Source organism: Thermococcus marinus, from assembly GCF_055389025.1.
This window is the reverse complement of sequence record NZ_AP042417.1, coordinates 2,047,483-2,067,091: the sequence shown is the minus strand read 5'-3', so window position 1 is coordinate 2,067,091 and position 19,609 is coordinate 2,047,483. Positions and strand designations below refer to the sequence as shown.

General features: G+C 54.0%; 21 protein-coding genes and 1 pseudogene. 13 read left to right on the top strand and 9 right to left on the bottom strand.

Annotated elements, in window-relative coordinates:
• Window positions 1-62: 62 nt before the first annotated feature.
• A pseudogene (locus ACZ5ER_RS11575) lies at window positions 63-1,376 on the top strand (RNA-guided endonuclease InsQ/TnpB family protein).
• A gap of 33 nt (window positions 1,377-1,409) precedes the next feature.
• Here the strand turns inward: ACZ5ER_RS11575 and ACZ5ER_RS11570 are convergent.
• Window positions 1,410-1,820, bottom strand: coding sequence for an OsmC family protein (locus tag ACZ5ER_RS11570; RefSeq protein WP_464934513.1), 411 nt, complete (start codon window positions 1,818-1,820; stop codon window positions 1,410-1,412).
• Between the two features lie 56 nt (window positions 1,821-1,876).
• On the opposite strand from ACZ5ER_RS11570, the gene ACZ5ER_RS11565 reads away from it, so the two are divergent.
• Window positions 1,877-2,716 carry an SPL family radical SAM protein gene (locus ACZ5ER_RS11565; protein ID WP_464934512.1) on the top strand — a complete coding sequence of 280 codons (840 nt, stop codon included), beginning with the start codon at window positions 1,877-1,879 and terminating at the stop codon, window positions 2,714-2,716.
• Here ACZ5ER_RS11565 and ACZ5ER_RS11560 read toward each other — a convergent pair.
• On the bottom strand, window positions 2,646-3,485 hold the full coding sequence (locus ACZ5ER_RS11560; protein WP_464934511.1) for a gamma-glutamyl-gamma-aminobutyrate hydrolase family protein: 840 nt from the start codon (window positions 3,483-3,485) through the stop codon (window positions 2,646-2,648). The two genes, ACZ5ER_RS11565 and ACZ5ER_RS11560, sit on opposite strands and share 71 nt — an antisense overlap.
• A gap of 55 nt (window positions 3,486-3,540) precedes the next feature.
• Window positions 3,541-4,797, bottom strand: a complete 1,257-nt coding sequence (locus ACZ5ER_RS11555) for an aminotransferase-like domain-containing protein (protein ID WP_464934510.1) — start codon at window positions 4,795-4,797, stop codon at window positions 3,541-3,543.
• A gap of 272 nt (window positions 4,798-5,069) precedes the next feature.
• On the opposite strand from ACZ5ER_RS11555, the gene ACZ5ER_RS11550 reads away from it, so the two are divergent.
• Window positions 5,070-6,038 carry a ribose 1,5-bisphosphate isomerase gene (locus ACZ5ER_RS11550; RefSeq protein ID WP_050001939.1) on the top strand — a complete coding sequence of 323 codons (969 nt, stop codon included), beginning with the start codon at window positions 5,070-5,072 and terminating at the stop codon, window positions 6,036-6,038.
• 37 nt (window positions 6,039-6,075) lie between these two features.
• Here the strand turns inward: ACZ5ER_RS11550 and ACZ5ER_RS11545 are convergent, their stop codons facing one another.
• Both ACZ5ER_RS11545 and ACZ5ER_RS11540 read right to left on the bottom strand, forming a co-directional pair.
• Window positions 6,076-6,540, bottom strand: a complete 465-nt coding sequence (locus tag ACZ5ER_RS11545) for a hypothetical protein (protein WP_464934509.1) — start codon at window positions 6,538-6,540, stop codon at window positions 6,076-6,078.
• 5 nt (window positions 6,541-6,545) lie between these two features.
• On the bottom strand, window positions 6,546-7,589 hold the full coding sequence (locus ACZ5ER_RS11540; protein WP_464934508.1) for an AAA family ATPase: 1,044 nt from the start codon (window positions 7,587-7,589) through the stop codon (window positions 6,546-6,548).
• A 116-nt stretch (window positions 7,590-7,705) separates the two neighbouring features.
• Between ACZ5ER_RS11540 and ACZ5ER_RS11535 the strand changes: the two genes are divergently transcribed.
• Window positions 7,706-8,956: a C/D box methylation guide ribonucleoprotein complex aNOP56 subunit gene (locus ACZ5ER_RS11535; protein ID WP_464935223.1), complete on the top strand. Its 1,251-nt coding sequence runs from the start codon at window positions 7,706-7,708 to the stop codon at window positions 8,954-8,956.
• Window positions 8,957-8,961: 5 nt separating this feature from the next.
• Window positions 8,962-9,642, top strand: coding sequence for a fibrillarin-like rRNA/tRNA 2'-O-methyltransferase (locus tag ACZ5ER_RS11530; protein WP_050001935.1), 681 nt, complete (start codon window positions 8,962-8,964; stop codon window positions 9,640-9,642).
• 55 nt (window positions 9,643-9,697) lie between these two features.
• Here the strand turns inward: ACZ5ER_RS11530 and ACZ5ER_RS11525 are convergent, their stop codons facing one another.
• Entirely contained in the window at window positions 9,698-10,366 is a 669-nt protein-coding gene (locus ACZ5ER_RS11525; protein WP_050001934.1) for a TIGR00266 family protein, read from the bottom strand.
• Between the two features lie 148 nt (window positions 10,367-10,514).
• Between ACZ5ER_RS11525 and ACZ5ER_RS11520 the strand changes: the two genes are divergently transcribed.
• The 3 genes from ACZ5ER_RS11520 to ACZ5ER_RS11510 are packed head-to-tail and all read left to right on the top strand — an operon-like array spanning window position 10,515 to window position 13,145.
• Window positions 10,515-11,567 carry a hydroxymethylglutaryl-CoA synthase gene (locus ACZ5ER_RS11520; RefSeq protein ID WP_464935222.1) on the top strand — a complete coding sequence of 351 codons (1,053 nt, stop codon included), beginning with the start codon at window positions 10,515-10,517 and terminating at the stop codon, window positions 11,565-11,567.
• A gap of 10 nt (window positions 11,568-11,577) precedes the next feature.
• Entirely contained in the window at window positions 11,578-12,738 is a 1,161-nt protein-coding gene (locus ACZ5ER_RS11515; protein WP_464934507.1) for a thiolase domain-containing protein, read from the top strand.
• Between the two features lie 2 nt (window positions 12,739-12,740).
• Window positions 12,741-13,145, top strand: coding sequence for a Zn-ribbon domain-containing OB-fold protein (locus tag ACZ5ER_RS11510; RefSeq protein ID WP_464934505.1), 405 nt, complete (start codon window positions 12,741-12,743; stop codon window positions 13,143-13,145).
• A 121-nt stretch (window positions 13,146-13,266) separates the two neighbouring features.
• Here ACZ5ER_RS11510 and ACZ5ER_RS11505 read toward each other — a convergent pair whose 3' ends face one another.
• A complete protein-coding gene (locus ACZ5ER_RS11505) occupies window positions 13,267-13,557 on the bottom strand; it encodes a hypothetical protein (protein ID WP_050001930.1) in 291 nt (96 codons plus the stop codon).
• A gap of 38 nt (window positions 13,558-13,595) precedes the next feature.
• On the bottom strand, window positions 13,596-14,075 hold the full coding sequence (locus ACZ5ER_RS11500; RefSeq protein WP_464934504.1) for a GNAT family N-acetyltransferase: 480 nt from the start codon (window positions 14,073-14,075) through the stop codon (window positions 13,596-13,598).
• A 71-nt stretch (window positions 14,076-14,146) separates the two neighbouring features.
• Between ACZ5ER_RS11500 and ACZ5ER_RS11495 the strand changes: the two genes are divergently transcribed.
• Window positions 14,147-14,680: a multiprotein bridging factor aMBF1 gene (locus ACZ5ER_RS11495; protein ID WP_050001928.1), complete on the top strand. Its 534-nt coding sequence runs from the start codon at window positions 14,147-14,149 to the stop codon at window positions 14,678-14,680.
• Between the two features lie 3 nt (window positions 14,681-14,683).
• On the opposite strand, the gene ACZ5ER_RS11490 is transcribed toward ACZ5ER_RS11495, so the two are convergent.
• Window positions 14,684-15,112, bottom strand: coding sequence for a DUF356 domain-containing protein (locus ACZ5ER_RS11490; protein ID WP_050001927.1), 429 nt, complete (start codon window positions 15,110-15,112; stop codon window positions 14,684-14,686).
• Between the two features lie 122 nt (window positions 15,113-15,234).
• Between ACZ5ER_RS11490 and ACZ5ER_RS11485 the strand changes: the two genes are divergently transcribed.
• From ACZ5ER_RS11485 to ACZ5ER_RS11470, 4 genes are all read left to right on the top strand, one after another.
• Window positions 15,235-16,080, top strand: coding sequence for an SDH family Clp fold serine proteinase (locus ACZ5ER_RS11485; RefSeq protein WP_050001926.1), 846 nt, complete (start codon window positions 15,235-15,237; stop codon window positions 16,078-16,080).
• A gap of 106 nt (window positions 16,081-16,186) precedes the next feature.
• Window positions 16,187-17,890 (top strand): DUF505 family protein, encoded by a 1,704-nt coding sequence (locus tag ACZ5ER_RS11480; protein ID WP_464934503.1) that lies wholly within the window; start codon window positions 16,187-16,189, stop codon window positions 17,888-17,890.
• 135 nt (window positions 17,891-18,025) lie between these two features.
• Entirely contained in the window at window positions 18,026-18,601 is a 576-nt protein-coding gene (locus ACZ5ER_RS11475) for a TATA-box-binding protein (RefSeq protein ID WP_050001924.1), read from the top strand.
• Between the two features lie 6 nt (window positions 18,602-18,607).
• On the top strand, window positions 18,608-19,609 hold the full coding sequence (locus ACZ5ER_RS11470; protein WP_464934502.1) for a histone deacetylase family protein: 1,002 nt from the start codon (window positions 18,608-18,610) through the stop codon (window positions 19,607-19,609).

The window sequence follows — 19,609 nt, the reverse complement described above, 5'->3', positions numbered from 1 at the left end:
ACGAGCAATCAAACAGGAAAGCAAAACTATTTTAAATCCTAAAATTCATACCATTAATTGAAATGAAGCGGGCAGTAACCCTTAAACTCCAGCCCTCAAAAGAGCAAGGGAAAACCCTTTCCGAGTTAGCCGGGCTCGGAGCTAAAGCTTGGAACCGAGTAAACTATTTGAGGCGCCAACAATACTTCCAAGGGCAAATCATGGACTTCAATAAAACTGAGAAAACCGTTTATGAGGAGTTTAAGCGTGAAATAGGCTCTGCAACCGTCCAGCAGATAGCGAGGAAGAACGCTGAGGCGTGGCGTTCATTCTTCTCCCTCCTTCGGAAAAAGCGGAACGGAGAACTCCCCAACTGGCTTAAGCCAAAACCACCAAACTACTTGAAGGAAGATGGGGGGAGAAAACCATTAATCGTTCTCCGGAACGACCAGTACAAGGTTGAGGGGAATAAGTTAATTCTAAAAGGCCTTGGCAAATTCAAAAAGCTGGAAGTCCAGTTCAAGGGCAGAATACACTTTAAGGGCAAGCAGGGACGCTTAGAAATCACTTATGACGAAGTAAGACGGAAGTGGTATGCTCACGTTAGTTTTAACGTTGAAGAGAAGTTAGAAGGCAGTTCTTGGGTTAAAGTTCCAAGAAATCTAAAAGGCAACCTCTCAGCGGGCATTGACTTGGGAGTGAACAATTTGATGGCTGTTTATGTGGAAACCGGTGAAAGCTTTCTCGTAAACGGTAGACCATTGAAGAGTATTGACTTCTACTGGCAAAAGCGGATTGCCGATTGCCTGTCAAAACTCAATAAATCTGGAGCTAAGACGAGTAGGAAACTCAGGAGAATGCACGAGAAGGCTAAACTTCAAGCGAGACACTACATCAACACGGCGGTAAGACAAACGGTTAGGAAGCTTTACGATTTGGGAGTTTCAAGAATTGTCGTTGGCTACCCAAAGGGAATAGCGAGGAATTCAGACAAAGGCAGTAAGCAGAATTTTATCCTCTCTCACGTTTGGCGGTTCAATACAGTCATTAAACGCTTAACTGAGGTTGCTGAGGAGTATGGTATTAGCGTTGTGGTTGTGGATGAGGCTTTCACTTCTCAAACGTGCCCTCTCTGCGGGAAGCCCCACGAAGGGGCTCGTTTTGTTCGTGGTTTGTTTAAGTGTCCCGCAGAAGGGCTTGTTTTTAACGCGGACTTAGTTGGGGCCTTCAACATTTTAAAGAAGGTTAAGAAAACCATAACCCCGAATCTGAGCGGTCTTTACGCTCAGAGGGGGGTAATTGGCCGGAGACCCGGCCAGAGGGGTTCAAAGAACCCGCTCTAACGGGTTCCCTGATGAGAACCCCCTCGAACCTCTCCGTCCGTGGCGAGGGGTTAACCCGTTGAAACCCTCGCCTTGGCTGGGGGGAGGTCAGTCATCATCGCCCCGCACTATCTCAAGGGAGTACGTGACCTCGGCACCGCTCATCTTGATGTGGGCCGAGGCGGAGCAGTACTTGTCCTGGCTGAGCTCTATTGCACGCCTCGCCTTTTCTTCCTTGACGTCACCATAAATCCTGTAGTGGATGTTAACCTTTGTGTAGACCCTTGGGTGTTCTTCCCTTCTCTCTCCCGAGATTTCGACTTCCAGGCCTTCAATCGGCTCGCGCATCTTCTTGAGAATCATCATGACGTCGTAGGCCGTACAGCCAGCGACGCTGAGGAGCAGGAGCTTCATGGGGCTGATTCCGCCCTCTCCAAGGACTATGGAGCACCCTCCGTCTTCTATTGAGCCGATGAACTGCATCCCTTCGACCCACTTTACGCGGCCTTTCACGCTCATGCCATCACCGTAACCATTACGTCTGGATTTTTAAAGCCCTTCCCCAACTTTCTCCCATGTACATCCGTCCCTTCGACCCCTGGAAGTCAGAGCTCTGCACGTGCCCCTTCAAGTACACCCTCAACGTCTACACCGGTTGCGACCACGCCTGCGTCTACTGCTACATAACCAGCTACATCCCAAGGGCATTTCACGTCAGGACGAAGGAGGGCCTTCTGCCCAAGCTGGAAAAGGAGCTGAGGAAGTTCGACAGACGTTACATAATAGCCCTGTCCTACTCCTCCGACCCGTATCCGACGGTGGAGCGCGAGCTCGGGATAACGCGGAAAGTTCTTGAGCTGTTCAGGCGCCACGACGTCCGCTGTCTCCTCCTGACGAAGTCAGACATCTTTGAGCGCGACATAGACGTACTGAGCGAGCTCCGCTGTGCGGTCGGAGTTACGGTGACGACCGTTGACGAGCGTAAGGCCAGGCTCCTTGAACCGAACGCTCCCTCTCCGAAGGCCAGAATACGGGCCCTTAGGAAAGCCAGGAAGGCCGGGATACCAGTTTACGCGAGGATAGACCCAATAATTCCTTTCTACACGTGGGAGGACTTCGACGAGACCCTCGATGCCCTGAGCTTTGTGGGCCACATAACGGTCTCGACGCTTAAGCTCAGGCCGGACTCAAAGAAGAGAATGTTCGCCAAGTTCCCCGAGCTGATGGAAAAGCTGTGGCCCCTCTATGAGAAAGGAGAGAGAATAGGTGGCTACTATTACCTCCCAAAGGAGCTCCGCTTCAGAATTCTCAGGGAGGCAGAAAGGAAAATAACCGAAAGGGGCATCACGTTTGGTTCGTGTCGAGAAGGCTACCGCTCGCTTCCGAGCTGTGATGGCTCTCATCTTGTTCCTTAGCCAGCTCTTCGCGGATTTCCGCCTCAATGGCCCTCCTCATAACCTCATTGTTCTCCTCGTGCTTCCTAAGGGACGCTTCAACGAGGGCCTTGTAAAGGGCCAGCATCTCTGGGAGGTGCTCGGGCTGCCACTGGACGCCAATAACAAAGCCATCGGTTGCCTCTATGGCCTCAATGAGTCCATCAACAGCAAAGGCGACCTGCCTGAGGCCCTCGCCTACCCTCTTGACAGCCTGGTGGTGGAAGCTGTTGACCCACGTCCACCCATCGTTTGTGCCCTCGATGTTGAGGGCTCCGCGGAGAATGGCGTACAGGTGGGAATCTGCCTTTACCCTGACTGTGTGAAGCCTCTGGTCAGGGGCCACTGATTCGAACCTCCAGTCGTGCTTTATGGCCTTGGGAATTTCGTAGATGTCCTGGTAAAGCGTCCCGCCGAGGGCGACGTTTATGACGTGCATTCCTCTCCCAACGCCGAGTGTGGGGATGTTTGCCCGGGTTGCGAGCTTCACCAGCTCAATCTCAAACTCGTCCCGCAGAACGTCGACTTCCCTGATGCTCGGTGAGGGGTCTTCCCCATAGAACCTGGGGTGGACGTCTGGGCCCTCAATGAGAAGTATTCCATCTGCGACTTCTATGACGTCTTCAGGGTCTGTTTCGGGGCTGAACACTGCGGGAAGGCCCCCCGCCTGGATGATGCGTTTCAAATGGGCCCTTCCAGCGGAAACTGACTCGCTCCAAGGAGAACCTATGATTGCTATCAGCGGCTTCATGTCACCACCAAGTAAGTGTGAAAAGAAAAGAGGGTAAAAAGCTTTCCCTATCCCCTCACTTCCCGAGGGCCTTGATTTCCTCTTCTATGACCTCGGCGAGCCTCCTGACGCCTTCGCGTATCTTCTCTTCGGGCACGTAGGTGAAGTTCAGGCGCATCGTGTTCTTGACGTCGCGGTGGGCGAAGAACGCCTCGCCGGGGACGTAGGCGACGCCCTTTGCGACGGCCTTCTCCATCATGAGCTTGGTGTCTATGCCCTCTGGGAGGGTAACCCAGATGAACATTCCTCCGTCCGGCCTGGTCCACTCGACGCCCTCGGGCATGTACTCTTCGAGGGCCTCGAGCATCGCATCGCGTCTTGGCTTGTAGAACTCGATGACCTTCGGGATGTGCTCGTCGAGGTAGCCGTCGGCGACGTACTTCCAGGCGATGACCTGTCCGAACGGGTTGGTACAGAGGTCAACGGCCTGCTTGGCTATCTCAAGCTTCCTGATGAAGTGCGGGTGAGCGGCTATCCAGCCAACCCTGAAGCCGGGGGCGAATATCTTTGAGAACGTACCGAGGTAGAAGACCCTGCCCTCGTCGTCGAAGTGCTTTATCGGCGGGATGGGCTCGCCTGAGTAGCGGAGCTCGCTGTACGGGTTGTCTTCTACGATGAGGAAGTCGTACTCCTTAGCCAGCTCTACGAGGTGCTTCCTCCTCTCCAGGCTCATTGTGACTCCTGCGGGGTTCTGGAACGTGGAGACGGTGTAAACGAACTTGACCCTCTTGCCCTCGGCCTTGAGCTCCTTCAGCTTCTCCTCAAGGATATCAACCCTCATTCCGTTGTGGTCCATGGGAATGCTGAGGAACTCTGGGTCATAGTACTTGAAGGCGTTGAGGGCCGCGAGGTAGGTTGGCCCCTCGACGGCGACTATGTCTCCCGGGTTTATGAAGACCCTTCCGATGAGGTCGAGGGCCTGCTGGCTGCCGGAGACGATCATAACCTCGATGTCGCTGGCGGGGATTCCGTAGCGCTTCTCCATCCACTCCGCGAGCGTGAGGCGGAGCGGTGTGAAGCCGAGGGTGGTGCCGTACTGGAGAGCCTTATCAGCGTGGTGGGTGAGGACTTCCTGGGTTATCTTCTTAATGATCTCAACCGGGAACGTCTCCGGGGCCGGCAGACCCCCGGCAAGGCTTATGACGTCGCTCGTCTCGACGAGCTTGAGGAGCTCCCTAACCTCTGAAGCCTTCATCTGGAGGGCTTTCTCCGAGAAGAATAACTCAAAGTTAAGGGTTCCAGGGGCGGGGTTTCCTTCGGGTTTTCCACTCATATCAACCACCTCTTAATGAACAGATTTGGTCACGTCACCAATTCTATACACTAAGAACTTCTGGTCTTTCATTATAAACCTTTCCCAACTCTCCGATTTTGTCTTTACAAACGTAAATACCGCCTCTCGGGAAAATTTTAGGTCATCTAAGGACTTTTGGGCGCATTGATGTCCGGAAGGTGTCTCCAATAATCTCAAGCTGTTTTCAGAAAATCTTCAGAAAAAATATAAACCCTCATTCCAAAACCTGAGTTTACCCGGAGGTGACGACGATGCCAGTGGTGAAGGAAGTACTGGAGATAGCGGAGAAGATAAAGAACATGGAGATACGCGGTGCAGGAAAGATAGCCCGTTCAGCGGCCTACGCGCTTCAGATACAGGCCGAGAAGAGCGGTGCCAAGACGGTTGATGAGTTCTGGAGTGAGATGAAGCAGGCCGCGAAGATACTCTTCGAGACGAGGCCCACAGCTGTTTCCCTCCCCAACGCGCTCCGTTATGTGATGCACAGGGGCAGGATAGCATATTCGAGCGGCGCCGACCTTGACCAGCTCCGCTTTGTTGTCATCAACGCCGCCAAGGAGTTCATCCACAACTCCGAGAACGCCGTCAAAAGGATAGGCGAAATCGGTGCGAAGCGCATAGAGGACGGCGACGTCATAATGACCCACTGCCACAGCAAAGCGGCAATAAGCGTCATGAAGACCGCATGGGAGCAGGGCAAGGACATAAAGGTCATCGTCACCGAGACGAGGCCCAAGTGGCAGGGCAAGATTACCGCCAAGGAGCTTGCCAGCTATGGCATTCCAGTTATCTATGTCGTCGACAGCGCGGCGAGGCACTACATGAAGATGACCGACAAGGTCGTCATGGGAGCCGACAGCATAACGGTCAACGGCGCGGTGATAAACAAGATTGGAACGGCCCTGATAGCGCTCACTGCAAAGGAGCACCGCGTCTGGACGATGATTGCCGCTGAAACCTACAAGTTCCACCCCGAGACAATGCTCGGCCAGCTGGTCGAGATAGAGATGCGCGACCCCTACGAGGTAATCCCGAGAGAGGAGCTTGAGACCTGGCCGAAGAACATCGAGGTCTGGAACCCGGCCTTCGACGTTACCCCGCCGGAGTACGTTGACGTCATCATCACCGAGCGCGGTGTAATCCCGCCGAGCGCGGCCATAGACATCCTCAAGGAGGAGTTCGGCTGGGCCCTCAAGTACACCGAACCCTGGGAGGATTAAAGGAGCTCTTCAAGCATTTTTCTTTCGTTTTCGTTTCTTAAATTGAGCAGGTATATAACCACACCCTCTCCGTTTTCTTGCTTCTTTTCCGCGGTAAACATCTTGTGCAAACTAGGACAAGCGCTTTTTTGGTGTTGAATTTCAGTGCCCCTGTCTTGGCGGAGTTTAGGAGGTGGAGGTCTTTTCTTCCAACGGGTTCTCCCTTGATAGTGAACTCGTGCACTTCAACGGGTACCTTTTTGGACTTCGCTTTGATTATCCTCAACAGCGAGAAGAATTGGGGGTAGATTCTTTTTCGCCGAATCTTCTGCCTGACGGCCTCAATGTGTCTGGAGTATTCTTTCGCAGTCTCTTCGTTGAGTACGAGAATCACAGTATCACTGCTGAGGAGTTTGATAAGAACCTCATAAGCGGTCATTGTCTCCTTGTCTGAGCGGATGTTTTTCTCGGCCTCAAGGGCGTATCTAAGCACATTGGTATCTACAACTGCCACGATCAGCATTTTAATCACGCCTTGAGCCAGTCAAGGAATGCATCAATGTCTGCTTCAAGGAAGTCAGAAAGGTTCCCTTCGAGGCTTCCGTCTTTGTGGACTCTCATTTTTTCAAATACTGACTTTCCGTTCTCCTTCCTCGTGGAATATATGGTAAGTTCGTCTGGCTTCAGGCGCTTTCCAGAAACAGCGTTCAGCAGGCCGTAGAGGAGGTGCTCCGAGTGGGTCTCGATTATCAGCTGGTGGTTTCTTTTCTCGGATACCATTAAGAGAAACTCGGCGAGCTCGTACTGGAGTTTGGGGTGGAGATGCATCTCTGGGTGTTCTATAAAGACCGTGCTTCCTTTCGGATAAAACGAGAGGGCAACGACTATCGGGAACAGAGCCGCCAAACCGGCTCCCGCATCGGCGAGATTTACATCAACCCCTTCCGATGTTGTTGCTATGATTTCGTATTCGTTCTGTCTTTCAGTGGGGACCCATCTAACATCATGAAGACCGTAGCGGGAGTAGAACTCCCGTATCATTTTGATGTTCTCCTTAAACTCGGTGCGGTAGCAGGCGTAGTAAAAGAGTTGGTGTGCATTGGTCGTATCAATATTGTATGTATTGCCGGTAACACCATGTAAGCGTCGTTCAATTTTCCGATTCGCCTTCAGTATGTGGAGGATACGTGAAATCTCAACGTCGACAGAGGATTTTAAAGACGCCTGTGTAATAATCTTTCTTTCTCCCTGTTCTAGAGCTAGTCTGACCTCGATAGTGGAAATGATGGAATTTTCGAATTCTCCTGATATCAGGATCTCTCTGTTGGTTTCATGATTATAAACAAGATTGCCAAAAAATGCCATGCTTTCAAGTTTTTCGATAATCCTGTTGTTGGATACGTGAGTGGCTATTGAAGACACGTACTTCTTTGTAAACCCCATGATTTCCGCACTCTCAAGCACAGAGCTTTTACCGCTCCCATTCGGCCCGATAAGCAGGTTTATTTTCGAGAAGTCGAGCTCGGCTCGTTCTATTGATTTGTAGTTCTCAATGGTGAGCTTAGTGAGCATAATCTTTCCCCCGCGCTTTTATATGGGCCCAAAGTTATTTAAGAATTTGCCCGCAAGGATTTAAAACGAGCAACCCTTTTTATACCCCAGAAACAAAAACTTGGAAGGTGATGATGATGAAAGTTTACATTGCCGAGAACGTCAGGGGCATTTACGCCTTCGACGAGAGCGGGAAGCTCATCGCGAGTAAACCCTTCAACGGAAAGCCAGAGACAAGCCTCGACAGGCTCCTGAAGGGAGAGCCGAGCGACGAGCTGATTGCCCTCCTCGACGGGCTGAAGGGAGAGGGCTACGAAGAGTTCATCGTGGAGGACACCGAGCTGAGCAGAAAGCTCAAGGAGCTCGGCTACAACGCAACAGCTGAGTTCCCGAACCTTGCGGGAGAAAAGCTCCGCTCAAGCCCGGAAGAGTTCCTCGGCGATAACTGGTTTGACGAGTACTACACCGTTGGCGTTGCATTAACGAGGCTCCGCATACAGGAGCAGAGCGGTGCGCGCGATAAGATGATTATACAGGCCATCGAGGCGCTCGATGACATTGACAAGGTCATTAACCTGCTCGTTTCGAGGCTGAGGGAGTGGTACGGCCTCCACTTCCCCGAGCTCGACGAGCTCCTGCCCAAGCACCCGCAGTACGTTGCCTTCGTCAAGGAAATTGGCCCGAGGGAGAACGTGAGCAGGGAGAAGCTTGAAAAGCTCGGCTTCTCGGAGGGCAAGGTTGAGAAAATTCTCAAAGCGGCCGAGAAGTCCATGGGAGCACCGCTCGGCAAGTTCGACAGCGAAATCATAAGGAAGCTCGCCAGCGAGATTTCCGACCTCTACAAGCTGAGGGAGCAGATTGAGGACTACCTTGAGACAGCGATGGACGAGGTGGCTCCAAACCTGAAGGCCCTCGTCGGTGCAAAGCTTGCCGCTCGCTTGATGAGCCTCGCTGGAGGCCTTAAGGAGCTCGCCATGATGCCCGCCTCGACGATACAGGTTCTTGGAGCCGAGAAGGCCCTCTTCAGGCACCTGAGAACTGGTGCCAAGCCGCCCAAGCACGGCGTCATCTTCCAGTATCCGGCCATAAACCGCTCACCGTGGTGGCAGAGGGGTAAGATTGCGAGGGCATTGGCTGGAAAGCTGGCCATAGCGGCGCGTGTTGACTACTTCTCCGGCGAATACATCGGTGAGGAGCTCAAGAAGGAGCTTGAGCAGAGAATCAAGGAAATCAAGGAGAAGTACCCGAACCCGCCCAAGAGGAAGGCCAAGCCGGAAAAGAAGAAAAAGAAGAAGTTCAAGGGCAAGGACAAGAAGGGCAGGAAGGAGAAGAAGGGTAAGGGCAAGCCCGATAAGAAGGGTAAGAAGAAAAAGAAGGGCAAGAGGTGAGGTAGATGAAGGTTAAGAAGCACAGGTTCCCGGGCGTTTACATAGTCATTGACGACGACGGGAGTGAGAAGATAGCCACCAAGAACCTCGTCCCCGGCCAGAGGGTTTACGGGGAGAGGGTTATCAAGTTCGAGGGCGGGGAGTACAGGATTTGGAACCCGAGCCGTTCAAAGCTCGGTGCGGCAATACTCAACGGCCTCAAGAACTTTCCGATTAAGCCCGGCTCAACGGTGCTCTACCTCGGAATAGCGAGCGGAACCACCGCTTCCCACGTCAGCGACATCGTTGGCTGGGAGGGCAAGATATTCGGCGTCGAGTTCTCGCCGAGGGTTCTCAGGGAGCTCGTCCCGATAGTCGAGGATAGGAGGAACATCGTCCCGATACTCGGCGATGCTACCAAGCCCGAAGGCTACCGCGCACTCGTTCCAAAAGTTGACGTCATCTTCGAGGACGTTGCCCAGCCGACTCAGGCGAAAATCCTCATCGACAACGCCAAGGTGTTCCTCAAGAGCGGCGGCTACGGCATGATTTCGGTCAAGAGCAGGAGCATTGACGTCACCAAGGAGCCGGAGCAGGTCTTCAAGGAGGTTGAGAGGGAGCTCGCGAGCTACTTTGAGGTCGTCGAGAGGCTTTCCCTTGAGCCCTACGAGAAAGACCACGCGCTGTTCGTAGTGAGGAAGCCTTGAGGCTTTCCTTTTTGAACTTTTAGGCCCTTTAAATTTTGAAAAGAAAATCGGAGCATCAATCCCTTTTTGGCAGGTTCGGGATTATCCAGCTCAGGAAACCGTCCATACTCCTCGTCTGTATGTACAGAGTCCCGGTGCCGTAGAACTCGGCAACAAGCCCTTCTCCGCTGAGGAGAGTGCTCTTCAGTCCGCCGACCCGCTTCACCGTGAAGTCCAGGCCCTCGCTGAAGGCCACGAGGTGTCCTGTGTCTATGATAAAGCGCTCGTTGTGGAGCTCCTTTCTGACTATGGCCCCAAAGCTTGAGAGGAATACCAGTCCCCTTCCGCTCATTTTGAGGAGGAACAGTCCTTCCCTGCCGAAGAACGTTTTCGCCCCTCCCCATTTCGTGTCTATACTTATCCCCTCACTGCTGGCTAGAAAGGCACCGCTCTGTGCGTAGAGCGTTCCATCGAGCTCAAAGGCCTCAATGTCTCCAGGATACGGTGGGGCAAGCCCCACGGTTCCGGGCCCTCCTTCGGCACGGAACGTGTTTATGAAGAAGCTCTCGCCGCCGAGCATTGAGCGCTTCAGCGCCCCAAAGATGCCACCTTTTGCTTTCGTCTCGAGCTTTATCGTGGGGCTCATATAGACCATGGCCCCGCTCTCGGCCTGAATGCTCTCTCCAGTGTTGAGCTCAACCTCAAGCACCGAGAAGCTCGGCCGGTGTTTAATTTCGTACTTCATGCAATCACCAGTTTTAATTTTGTCCAGTGGTATATAGCGGTTTCTATCGCTGATTGCCGAAAACTCCTTTTACTTTCACCGAAAGGCTTTTATAAGGCCCTATTTAACCTTTGGCGAAGTCACGTTCAAGCGTTTGTAGGTGATGCCCATGAGGAAACTTCTGAAGCCGAAGAGGGAAGTGGGCATCGTCGGCTACGGTGCCTACGTTCCGGTGTATAGAATCAAGGCCGAGGAGATAGGAAGGGTCTGGGGTGTTTCGAGCTTTCCAATCGAGGAGAAGGCCGTTCCCGGCCTCGACGAGGACGCGCTCACCATAGGGCTCGAAGCCGCCAGAAACGCTCTCAAGAGGGCAGGCATTGACCCCAAGCTCATAAGGGCGGTCTGGTTCGGCTCGGAGAGCAAGCCCTACGCGGTAAAGCCGACCGGAACGGTTATAGCCGAGGCAATCGGAGCAACGCCAGACGTCAGCACGGCCGACTTCGAGTTCGCCTGTAAGGCCGGAACCGAGGCTTTGCAGACTGCCATCAGCTTCGTAGGTTCAGAGATGGCCGACTACGCGATGGCCATCGGTGCCGACACCGCCCAGGGAAGGCCGGGAGACCACCTTGAGTTCACTGCCGGAGCCGGAGGTGCCGCCTTCATAGTTGGTCCCAAGAGCTCCGAGACGGTTGCCTACTTCGAGGGAAGCTACTCCTACGTTACGGACACACCAGACTTCTGGAGGCGCCAGCACGAGCACTACCCGAGGCACGGAAACCGCTTCACCGGTGAGCCTGCTTACTTCCACCACATAATCAACGCGGCCAAGACCCTCATGGAGGAGCTTGGCCTTACAGTCAACGACTTCGACTACGCCGTCTTCCACCAGCCGAACGTCAAGTTCCCGCTCACCGTCGCGAAAATCCTTGGAATCCCAAAGGAGAAGGTTCTCCCCGGCCTGCTCACCGGCAAGATTGGAAACACCTACAGTGGTGCCACTATGGTCGGCGTTTCAGCGGTTCTCGACATAGCCAAGCCCGGCGACAGGATTCTGTGGGTCTCCTTCGGTTCTGGCGCTGGAAGTGACGCCTTCAGCATCGTCGTTCAGGACGCCATTGAGGAGAAGCGCGACCTAGCTCCAAAGACCATGGACTACGTGAACAGGAAGAAGTACATCGACTACGCCCTCTACGCGAAGGCGAGGAGGAAGTACATAGTGTGAGGTGGTCGAGATGAGGAAGGCAGTCATAATCGGTGCCGGTATGACCCCGGTTGGTGAGCACTGGAAGCTCGGGCTTAGGGACCTCGCAGTCGAGGCGCTCCTCAACGCGATGGACGACGCCGGGATTGACAAGGTTGACTCCCTCTACGTCGGAAACATGATATCCGGCCCCCTTGTGGAGCAGGAGAACCTCGGTGCGCTCATAGCTGACTGGGCCGGCCTCGGGAACATCCCCGCGGTTAAAATCGAGGCTGCCTGTGCATCTGGCGGTGCCGCCGTTCAGGAGGGTGTTAAGGCCGTCCTCAGCGGTCTCGAAGACGTAGTCGCTGTCGTCGGCGTTGAAAAGATGACCGACGCCTGGCCGAGCGACACCACCAGGTACCTCGGATACGCGGCGGATGCCGAGTGGGAGCTCTTCCACGGGGCGAGCTTCGTCGCCCTCAACGCGCTCGTGATGCGCTACTACATGAAGACCTACGGCTACACCGAGGAAGACCTTGCGCTCTTCGCCGTCAACGCTCACGCCAACGGAGCCAAGAACCCCTATGCGATGTTTAAGCGCCCGATTAAGGTTGAGACCGTCCTCAAGAGCCCCTACATAGCCGACCCGCTCAAGCTCTTCGACGCCTCGCCGGTCTGCGACGGTGCCGCCGCCGTCATAATCACCACGCCCGAGAAGGCGGAGGAGCTCGGCGTCCCGAAGGAGAAGTGGGTCGAAGTTGCTGGAATGGGAAGGGCGATAGACACAATTAACCTCGCCAACAGGGAAGATTTGCTCACCCTCAAGGCCGCAAAGATTGCCGCCGAGAGGGCCTACAAGATGGCCGGCGTCGAGCCGAAGGACATCGACTTCTTTGAGGTTCACGACGCCTTCACTATCATGGCCGCACTCAGCCTGGAAGCCCTCGGCGTCGCGAAGAAGGGTGAGGGGGCAAAGCTCGCCAGGGAAGGACAGATAGCGATTGACGCGGACTACCCGATACAGACGATGGGCGGACTAAAAGCGAGGGGCCACCCGGTTGGAGCCACCGGCGTTTATCAGACGGTCGAAGCAGTGCTCCAGCTGCGCGGTGAGGCGCCAAGCCAGGTTCCCGACGCTGAGGTTGGCCTCACCCAGAACATCGGTGGAACCGGCTCGAACATAACCGTTAGCATATTCAGGAGGGTGTGAAAATGAGCCGCCCGATGCAGGTTTCCCGCTACTGGAGGCACTTCCGCGAGAAGTACCGCCTCATAGGTGGAAAGTGTGAGAACGGCCACGTCTTCTTCCCGCACAGGCAGGTTTGCCCCGTATGTGGCTCAAGAAACGTTGAGGAATACGAGTTCAGCGGAAAGGGCAAGGTCATCAGCTGGACGATAGTGAGGAACCCACCGAGCGGGTTCGAGTACTACAAGCCCTACCCGCTTGCCCTTGTCCAGCTCGAGGAGGGCCCGATAGTCCTCGCCCAGCTGACCGACGTTGACCCGGAGGAGATAGACTTTGGTATGGAGGTCGAGGTCGTCACCAAGAAGATAAGGGAGTTCGAGGAGGACGGAATTATCCTCTACGGCTACAAGTTCAGGCCTCCAGTGAAGTGAGGGGCGCTTTTCGCCCTTTTAATACTCTACTCCTCTTTTGTTTTCCTGTTCTCGGGTTTTAGAAGGATTGTTGTATCCCAGTGTGCCGTCGGCCAAGCAAATCAAAAAGAAGCAGAGGCCGTCATGCCTTTTCAATCTTCATCTTGTCCCCGTTCTCGAACTCAAGCTCAAGCTTTCCTTTCTCCATCCTGACCTTCACGCCGTCAACTACCGCGTCTATCTTCCCGTCCTTGACCTCGACGCCGAGCATCTCCGCGACTTCTTCAACGCTCTTCAGCCTTCCGCTCATCGTCGTTTCGAGGGTTTCACTTCCTTCTATCGTGACCCTGAGCTTTCCTTTCCCATCTCTAATGAAGCTCTCCTCTTTCATGTTCCTCACCTTGTCGGGACTTGGCGGATGAATGCACGGCATTGCAACCACCGATAAAACCACTTTTCCTTACTCACTTATCACCTTTTCCTTCTAACCATCCTCACCCAGATGCCGTGCTTTCCGACCTCTCTGAAACCGTACTCCTCGTAAAACCTCTTTGCCCGCTCGTTCTTCTCGCCGACCCAGAGCTCAATATCTTTTCCGCTGAGATATTCGAGGCACTTTTTCATCAGCTTGTGACCTATCCCCTTCCCCTGGAACTTTTTATCAACGACGAACTCGTGGATTGCCCCGACGGTTCTGCCCTCGTACTTGCTATACCAGTCGTTGTCGCAGACTATGAAGCCCGCTATTTCGTCGCCGACCTTTGCAACAAAAAAGCCATCCCTAGCCTTGCCCCAGCACCAGCGGAGGTAGCGCTTCGCGTAGCTCTCCCCTTCACCGCCGTACTCGCGCATTCCCTCATAGCCCCGCATGTATATCTCAACGAGCCGTTCCAGAGTGCTCTGGTCGAGCTTCTGAAGCTTCTCTATCTTTACTTCTTCCCTCTCTGTCATCAGTTTAAATTATGGGTGGGATTTAAAAAGCCTGACCCCCAAGCCTTTAGTGGAGCAAGAAGGTGGTAGCTATGAGCAAGGCCAAGCCCCGCTACTGCGAGATCTGTGGGGCCCCAATAAAGGGTCCCGGCCACAGGATAAGGCTCGAAGGTGCCGAGGTTCTCGTCTGCGACCGCTGTTATGAGAAATACGGAAGGAAGAAGTCCGGCTTCAGCATAATGCCCACGGGAAGGGAGCCGAGGAGAAGGGTAGCCCCAGCCCCAAGGCCGAAGAGGGAGCCGAAACCCTACCGCGAGAGACCGCTCTACACCGAGGAAATAGTGGAGGACTTCGCCGAAAGGGTCTACAAGGCAATACAGCGCTCCGGCAAGAGCTACGAGGAGCTGTCCCACGAGATTGGACTTTCGGTGAACGATTTGAGAGCCATAGCGCACGGCTACCGTGAGCCAACCATTAAGGAGGCCCGGAAGCTTGAGAAGTACTTCAAAATAACGCTCATCGAGACCAGCGGAGAAGAGATAACTGAGAAGAAGGTTATCCCCAAGGACTACGAACCGACCCTCGGGGACATCGCCAACATCAGGATAAGGAAGAGGAAGAAGTGAAAACTAAAGCTCCTCGAACTCCCACTCTTCCTTTTCCTTCCGCTTCTCGGCCTTTCTCTTGACTTCCTCGGCTTTAGTCTTCTTCGGCGGGTGGAAGCCCCTGAGCTTCTCGAAGGTGCCCCACAGGCGCATGAGCTCTTCCCAGACCTCTGTGTCCGGTGGTATTACCAACACATGGGCAGGCGGGTGGATGTCCATCAGCCTGCCGATGGCCTTCCTTGGGGGGAGGTCAATCTGGGCAACGACGTGGGCCTTAAAGCGCTTCCTCGGCTTCTCGCCGCTTATCTTCTCAAAGGCCCAGTCAGAGAGCGCGGGGGGTATGATTCTCGGGTCACCGCGAATCTTCATGCCACCGTATCTCACGAGGTCGGCCAGCGCAATACTCGCCTTCTGAAAGTTGTCCGTTCTAACTAACACTATCGTGTTTCTCATAGTCTCACCTGGAGAGGGTTGCACGAACTGCTTATAAACCTGCCCTGTTGCGTACAAAGTTACAAAGTCTTTAAATATTGGAAAAGCGTAAAGACAGTGTCAAAACCAGTGAGGTGAAGGCTATGGATCCGCTGAGCGGATTTTTCGGCTCGCTCCTGTGGTGGCTGTTCTTCATGTATCTGCTGTTGTGGCCGCAGATGCAGTACAGGGGGCTGCAGGTAGCGAGGGCCAAAATGCTCCAGCAGCTTTCCAGAAAACGCGGTTCGACGGTCATAACCATGATACACAGGCAGGAGAGTATAGGGCTCTTTGGAATCCCCGTTTATAAGTTCATCAGTGTCGAGGACAGTGAGGAAGTCCTCAGGGCGATAAGGGCGGCACCGAAGGACAAGCCAATAGACCTTATAATCCACACGCCCGGCGGTCTCGTTCTTGCCGCCACCCAGATAGCAAGGGCATTGAAAGACCACCCTGCCGAGACGCGCGTTATAATCCCCCACTACGCCATGAGCGGTGGCACGCTGATAGCACTCGCCGCCGACAAGATAATAATGGATCCACACGCCGTTCTTGGGCCGGTTGACCCCCAGCTGGGACAATATCCGGCCCCGAGCATCATCAGAGCCGTTGAGAAGAAAGGTGCAGACAAGGTAGACGATCAGACACTTATCCTTGCAGACGTTGCCGAGAAGGCCATAAAACAGGTGCGGGACTTCGTGTTCTACCTGCTCAAGGACAGGTATGGAGAGGAGAAGGCGAGGGAACTCGCCCAGATACTCACCGAGGGTAGGTGGACGCACGACTATCCAATAACCTACGAGCAGGCTAAGGAGCTCGGACTTCACGTGGAGACGGACGTGCCTGAAGAAGTCTACGCGCTGATGGAGCTCTACAAACAGCCCATCAGGCAGAGAGGGACGGTAGAGTTCATGCCCTACCCCGTTAAGCAGGAGGGCAGTGGCAAGTGAGCCCTTTATTTTTTGAATCTTTTTAGTTACCGAAAGTTTTAAAAACTTCATGTTTCTAAAATGGGCCGGTCTTTCAAGCATTAAAAACTGATAAGGAGGGGATAGGATGTACCTGAAGAGGAGGCACATTGAGATACTCAGGGAGATGAAGAAGACCGAAAGCCAGGCCGAGATTGAGGCCAAGCTCCCGGAGGAGTTCCAGATAAGGGCGATCGAACTCTACATACTCGGCTTTGCGGAGCTTGAGGGCGGGAAGATCAAGCTTACCGATGCCGGAAGAAAGCTCCTTGAGATTAGCGATTCTCTCAACCTCGATGAGCTCCCTGAGCTAATCGCCGACACCGAGATAATGAAGATGCTTGAGCTCCTTGAGGAGACCGGAAAGGTTCCGGAGAGCTGGCTTGAAAAGCTCAAGGAGAGGAAGCTCGCCGATGAGAACGGCCTCACCGAGTTCGGAAAGGCGCTCCTTGAGCTCTACCGCGAGACTCACCCCGTCGTGTACCTGACCCCGGAGATAGTCTCGTTCCTCAGGGGAATGCCCAAGATAGGCACACTCGACGAGCTTGTCACCTTCAAGAACTCCAGGCTTTACGGCAACAACATCATCAACGCCCTCCAAGCCATGAGGTTGCTCCTCATCTCGCCGCCGACCGAGAAGGGGAGGGCCTTTGCAACAACTCCCGCTGCGAGGCTCGCCCTTAAGGCTGTTAACATGATTCCGGTCTTCGCGAGGGCCATAGTCCTCAGGAAGGAGGACTTTGAGGCCCTCAGGGCCGGAAAGAGCAACGCCGAGCTTGAGAGCATGGGTCTCAGCGACGAGAAGGGCGTAACCGAGTTCGGAAAGGCCATGATGGAGACCTATGAGGCGATGGGCAGGGTTGAGAAGAAGGTTCTCCCGATTTACCTGCTCGACGATGAGCTTGCAGTCCTCAAGGCTATCAAGGAGATAGAAGAAAAGTACAGGACAAATCCAGACATACTGCCGACCGGGAAGGAAATCGCCAGGCACGTTGAGGTTGAGGACATCGGAGCCGTCCTGCACCTCCTTGAGAGCAAAGAGCTCATTGAGAGGAAACTCGTCAAGGGCAAGGGCACCTACTGGCTCACCGAGTGGGGTAAAGAAGCCATAAACTTCGGAACCGTTAGTCCTGATGCGATGAAGGCCGTAACCTACGCAGAGAGCGGAGACGTGCCAATCGCTGAGTGGGTCATAAAGGCTCAGGAGGAAGGTGTTGTAAAGGCCGGAATAACCGACAAGGGCAGGTTCTACCTCAGGCTCAGCAGGAGCATCAAGAGGAAGCCGTTCATCACCAGGTACGACGCCGCGATACTCGCCAAGACCCCGAGGAAGAAGTACATTCACAGGGACGAGCTCGTTGAGCTCGTGAAGGACTACGTCGGCGGAGAAGAGAAGGAGATAACCAGAGCAATCGGCGAGGCAGAGGCCAAGGGCTTCATCGTGGAGCTCCAGAACGGTATGGTCAAGCTAACCGAGCTCGGAGACAGGGTCAAGACAGCCCTCGAAAACGCCAAGCTCCAGGAGATAGTCAAGGTCAAGTTCAGCGTCACGCCGACGCTCTACAACGTGCTAAGGGTCATCTACGACAACATCGAGACCTTCAACAGGATATGGAAGGAGAAGGGAGAGGCAAGGGACTACAAGATTGAGGAAGTTGACGTCATCAGGAAGCACCTCAGTCTCAGCGACGACGAGATAAAGAAGGCCCTGACGATGCTCCGCCAGCTCGGCTTCCTCGGAACCAAGAGCCTGACCGAAGCAGGCAAGACCCTCGTTGAGGCCTACATGTGATTGTGATGTAGTCCTTCTTTTCTTTAACCGTCTACCGTTTCTTAATTTCGATGCCCTTCTCTGAGCATAAAGCTTTAAAAAGCGAGTGCCCCATTTATAAAGGGTTTTTAAACCCACCATTCGGAGGTGTAAACCTTGGTGGACATGAGCAATGTAAAGCTCAGGATTGAAAACATCGTGGCTTCTGTTGACCTCTTTACGGAGCTGAACCTTGAAAAGGTTATTGAAATATGCCCCAACTCAAAGTACAATCCGGAGGAGTTCCCGGGAATCATATGCCGTTTTGATGAACCCAAGGTCGCCCTGCTTATATTTAGCTCAGGAAAGCTCGTTGTCACCGGGGCAAAGAGCGTCGACGACATAAAGAGGGCCGTTAACAAGCTTATTATGATGCTCAAGAAGATCGGGGCAAAGTTCCACCGCGAGCCCCAGATTGACATCCAGAACATGGTTTTCAGCGGTGACATTGGTATGGAGTTTAACCTCGATGCCGTTGCGCTCAGTCTTCCCAACTGTGAGTACGAGCCCGAGCAGTTCCCGGGTGTTATCTACCGCGTAAAGGAGCCGAGGGCCGTCATACTGCTCTTCTCTTCCGGTAAAATAGTCTGTTCCGGTGCCAAGAGCGAGGACGACGCCTGGGAAGCCGTCAGAAAGCTCCTCCGCGAGCTTGAGAAGTACGGCCTTATAGAGGAAGAGGACGAAGAATGGTGAGGCCGTTTGGCCTTTTCAGTAATTTATTCCCCGGTTTTTCTTGAACATAGGCCTGAAAACTACCACCCCGAGAACCCCGGCAGGCTGCTGCGGGCCATAAAGGCTCTCCAGCGTTTGGGCCTGTGGAAGCCAATTGAGCCCAGCCCCGTACCTGAGGAAGAGCTTCTGACCGTCCACACAGAGGACTACGTTGAGCTTGTCAGGGAGAGAAGCATAAAATTCTCCTACCTTGACCCGGACACCTACGTCTCCCCGGGCACATGGGAGGCTTCTCTCCTCGCATTTGGGGCCTCGCGGACGGCTGTCGAGATGGCTTTAAAGAGAAAGGGCCTCTACCTTGCCCTCGTCAGGCCTCCCGGCCACCACGCCGGCAGGTCTGGCAGGGCCTTTAATGCCCCGACTCTGGGCTTCTGCATCTTCAACAACGCTGCATACGCGGCAAAGGTCGCCGAGGAGCTCACCGGGAAGGTTCTCGTCATAGACTTCGACGCCCACCACGGCAACGGGACGCAGGAGGTACTCTGGAACGACAACAAAGTAGTCCACGTAGACCTGCACGAGCGCGACATCTATCCGTGGAGCGGTTATGAATACGAGGTCGGCGGTAATGGAGCTGAGGGGACGAAAATAAACCTGCCGATGCCCCACTATGCGAGAGACGATGACTACATCTATGCATGGAACGAAATAGTTCTTCCGATACTGGCCCAGTTCAAACCAAAGCTTGTTGTCATTTCAGCCGGCTTCGACGGCTTCCTCGGCGAGAATCTAACAACGCTAAGACTGAGTGAGCTCTTCTTCGCCTATGCTGGTTCAACTCTTTCGCGCTATCCGCTGGCGGTGGTTTTTGAGGGTGGCTACTCGGTTGGTCTTGACAAAGGTCTTCCCGCGTTCATCAGGGGCTACCTGAGCGGGGAAATCCGCGAGGTTCCGGTCAGTCCATCGTACGAGGCGCTCAGAACCGTTGCGAGGGTGAAAGAGATACATTCCGAGTGGTGGGAGTTCTAA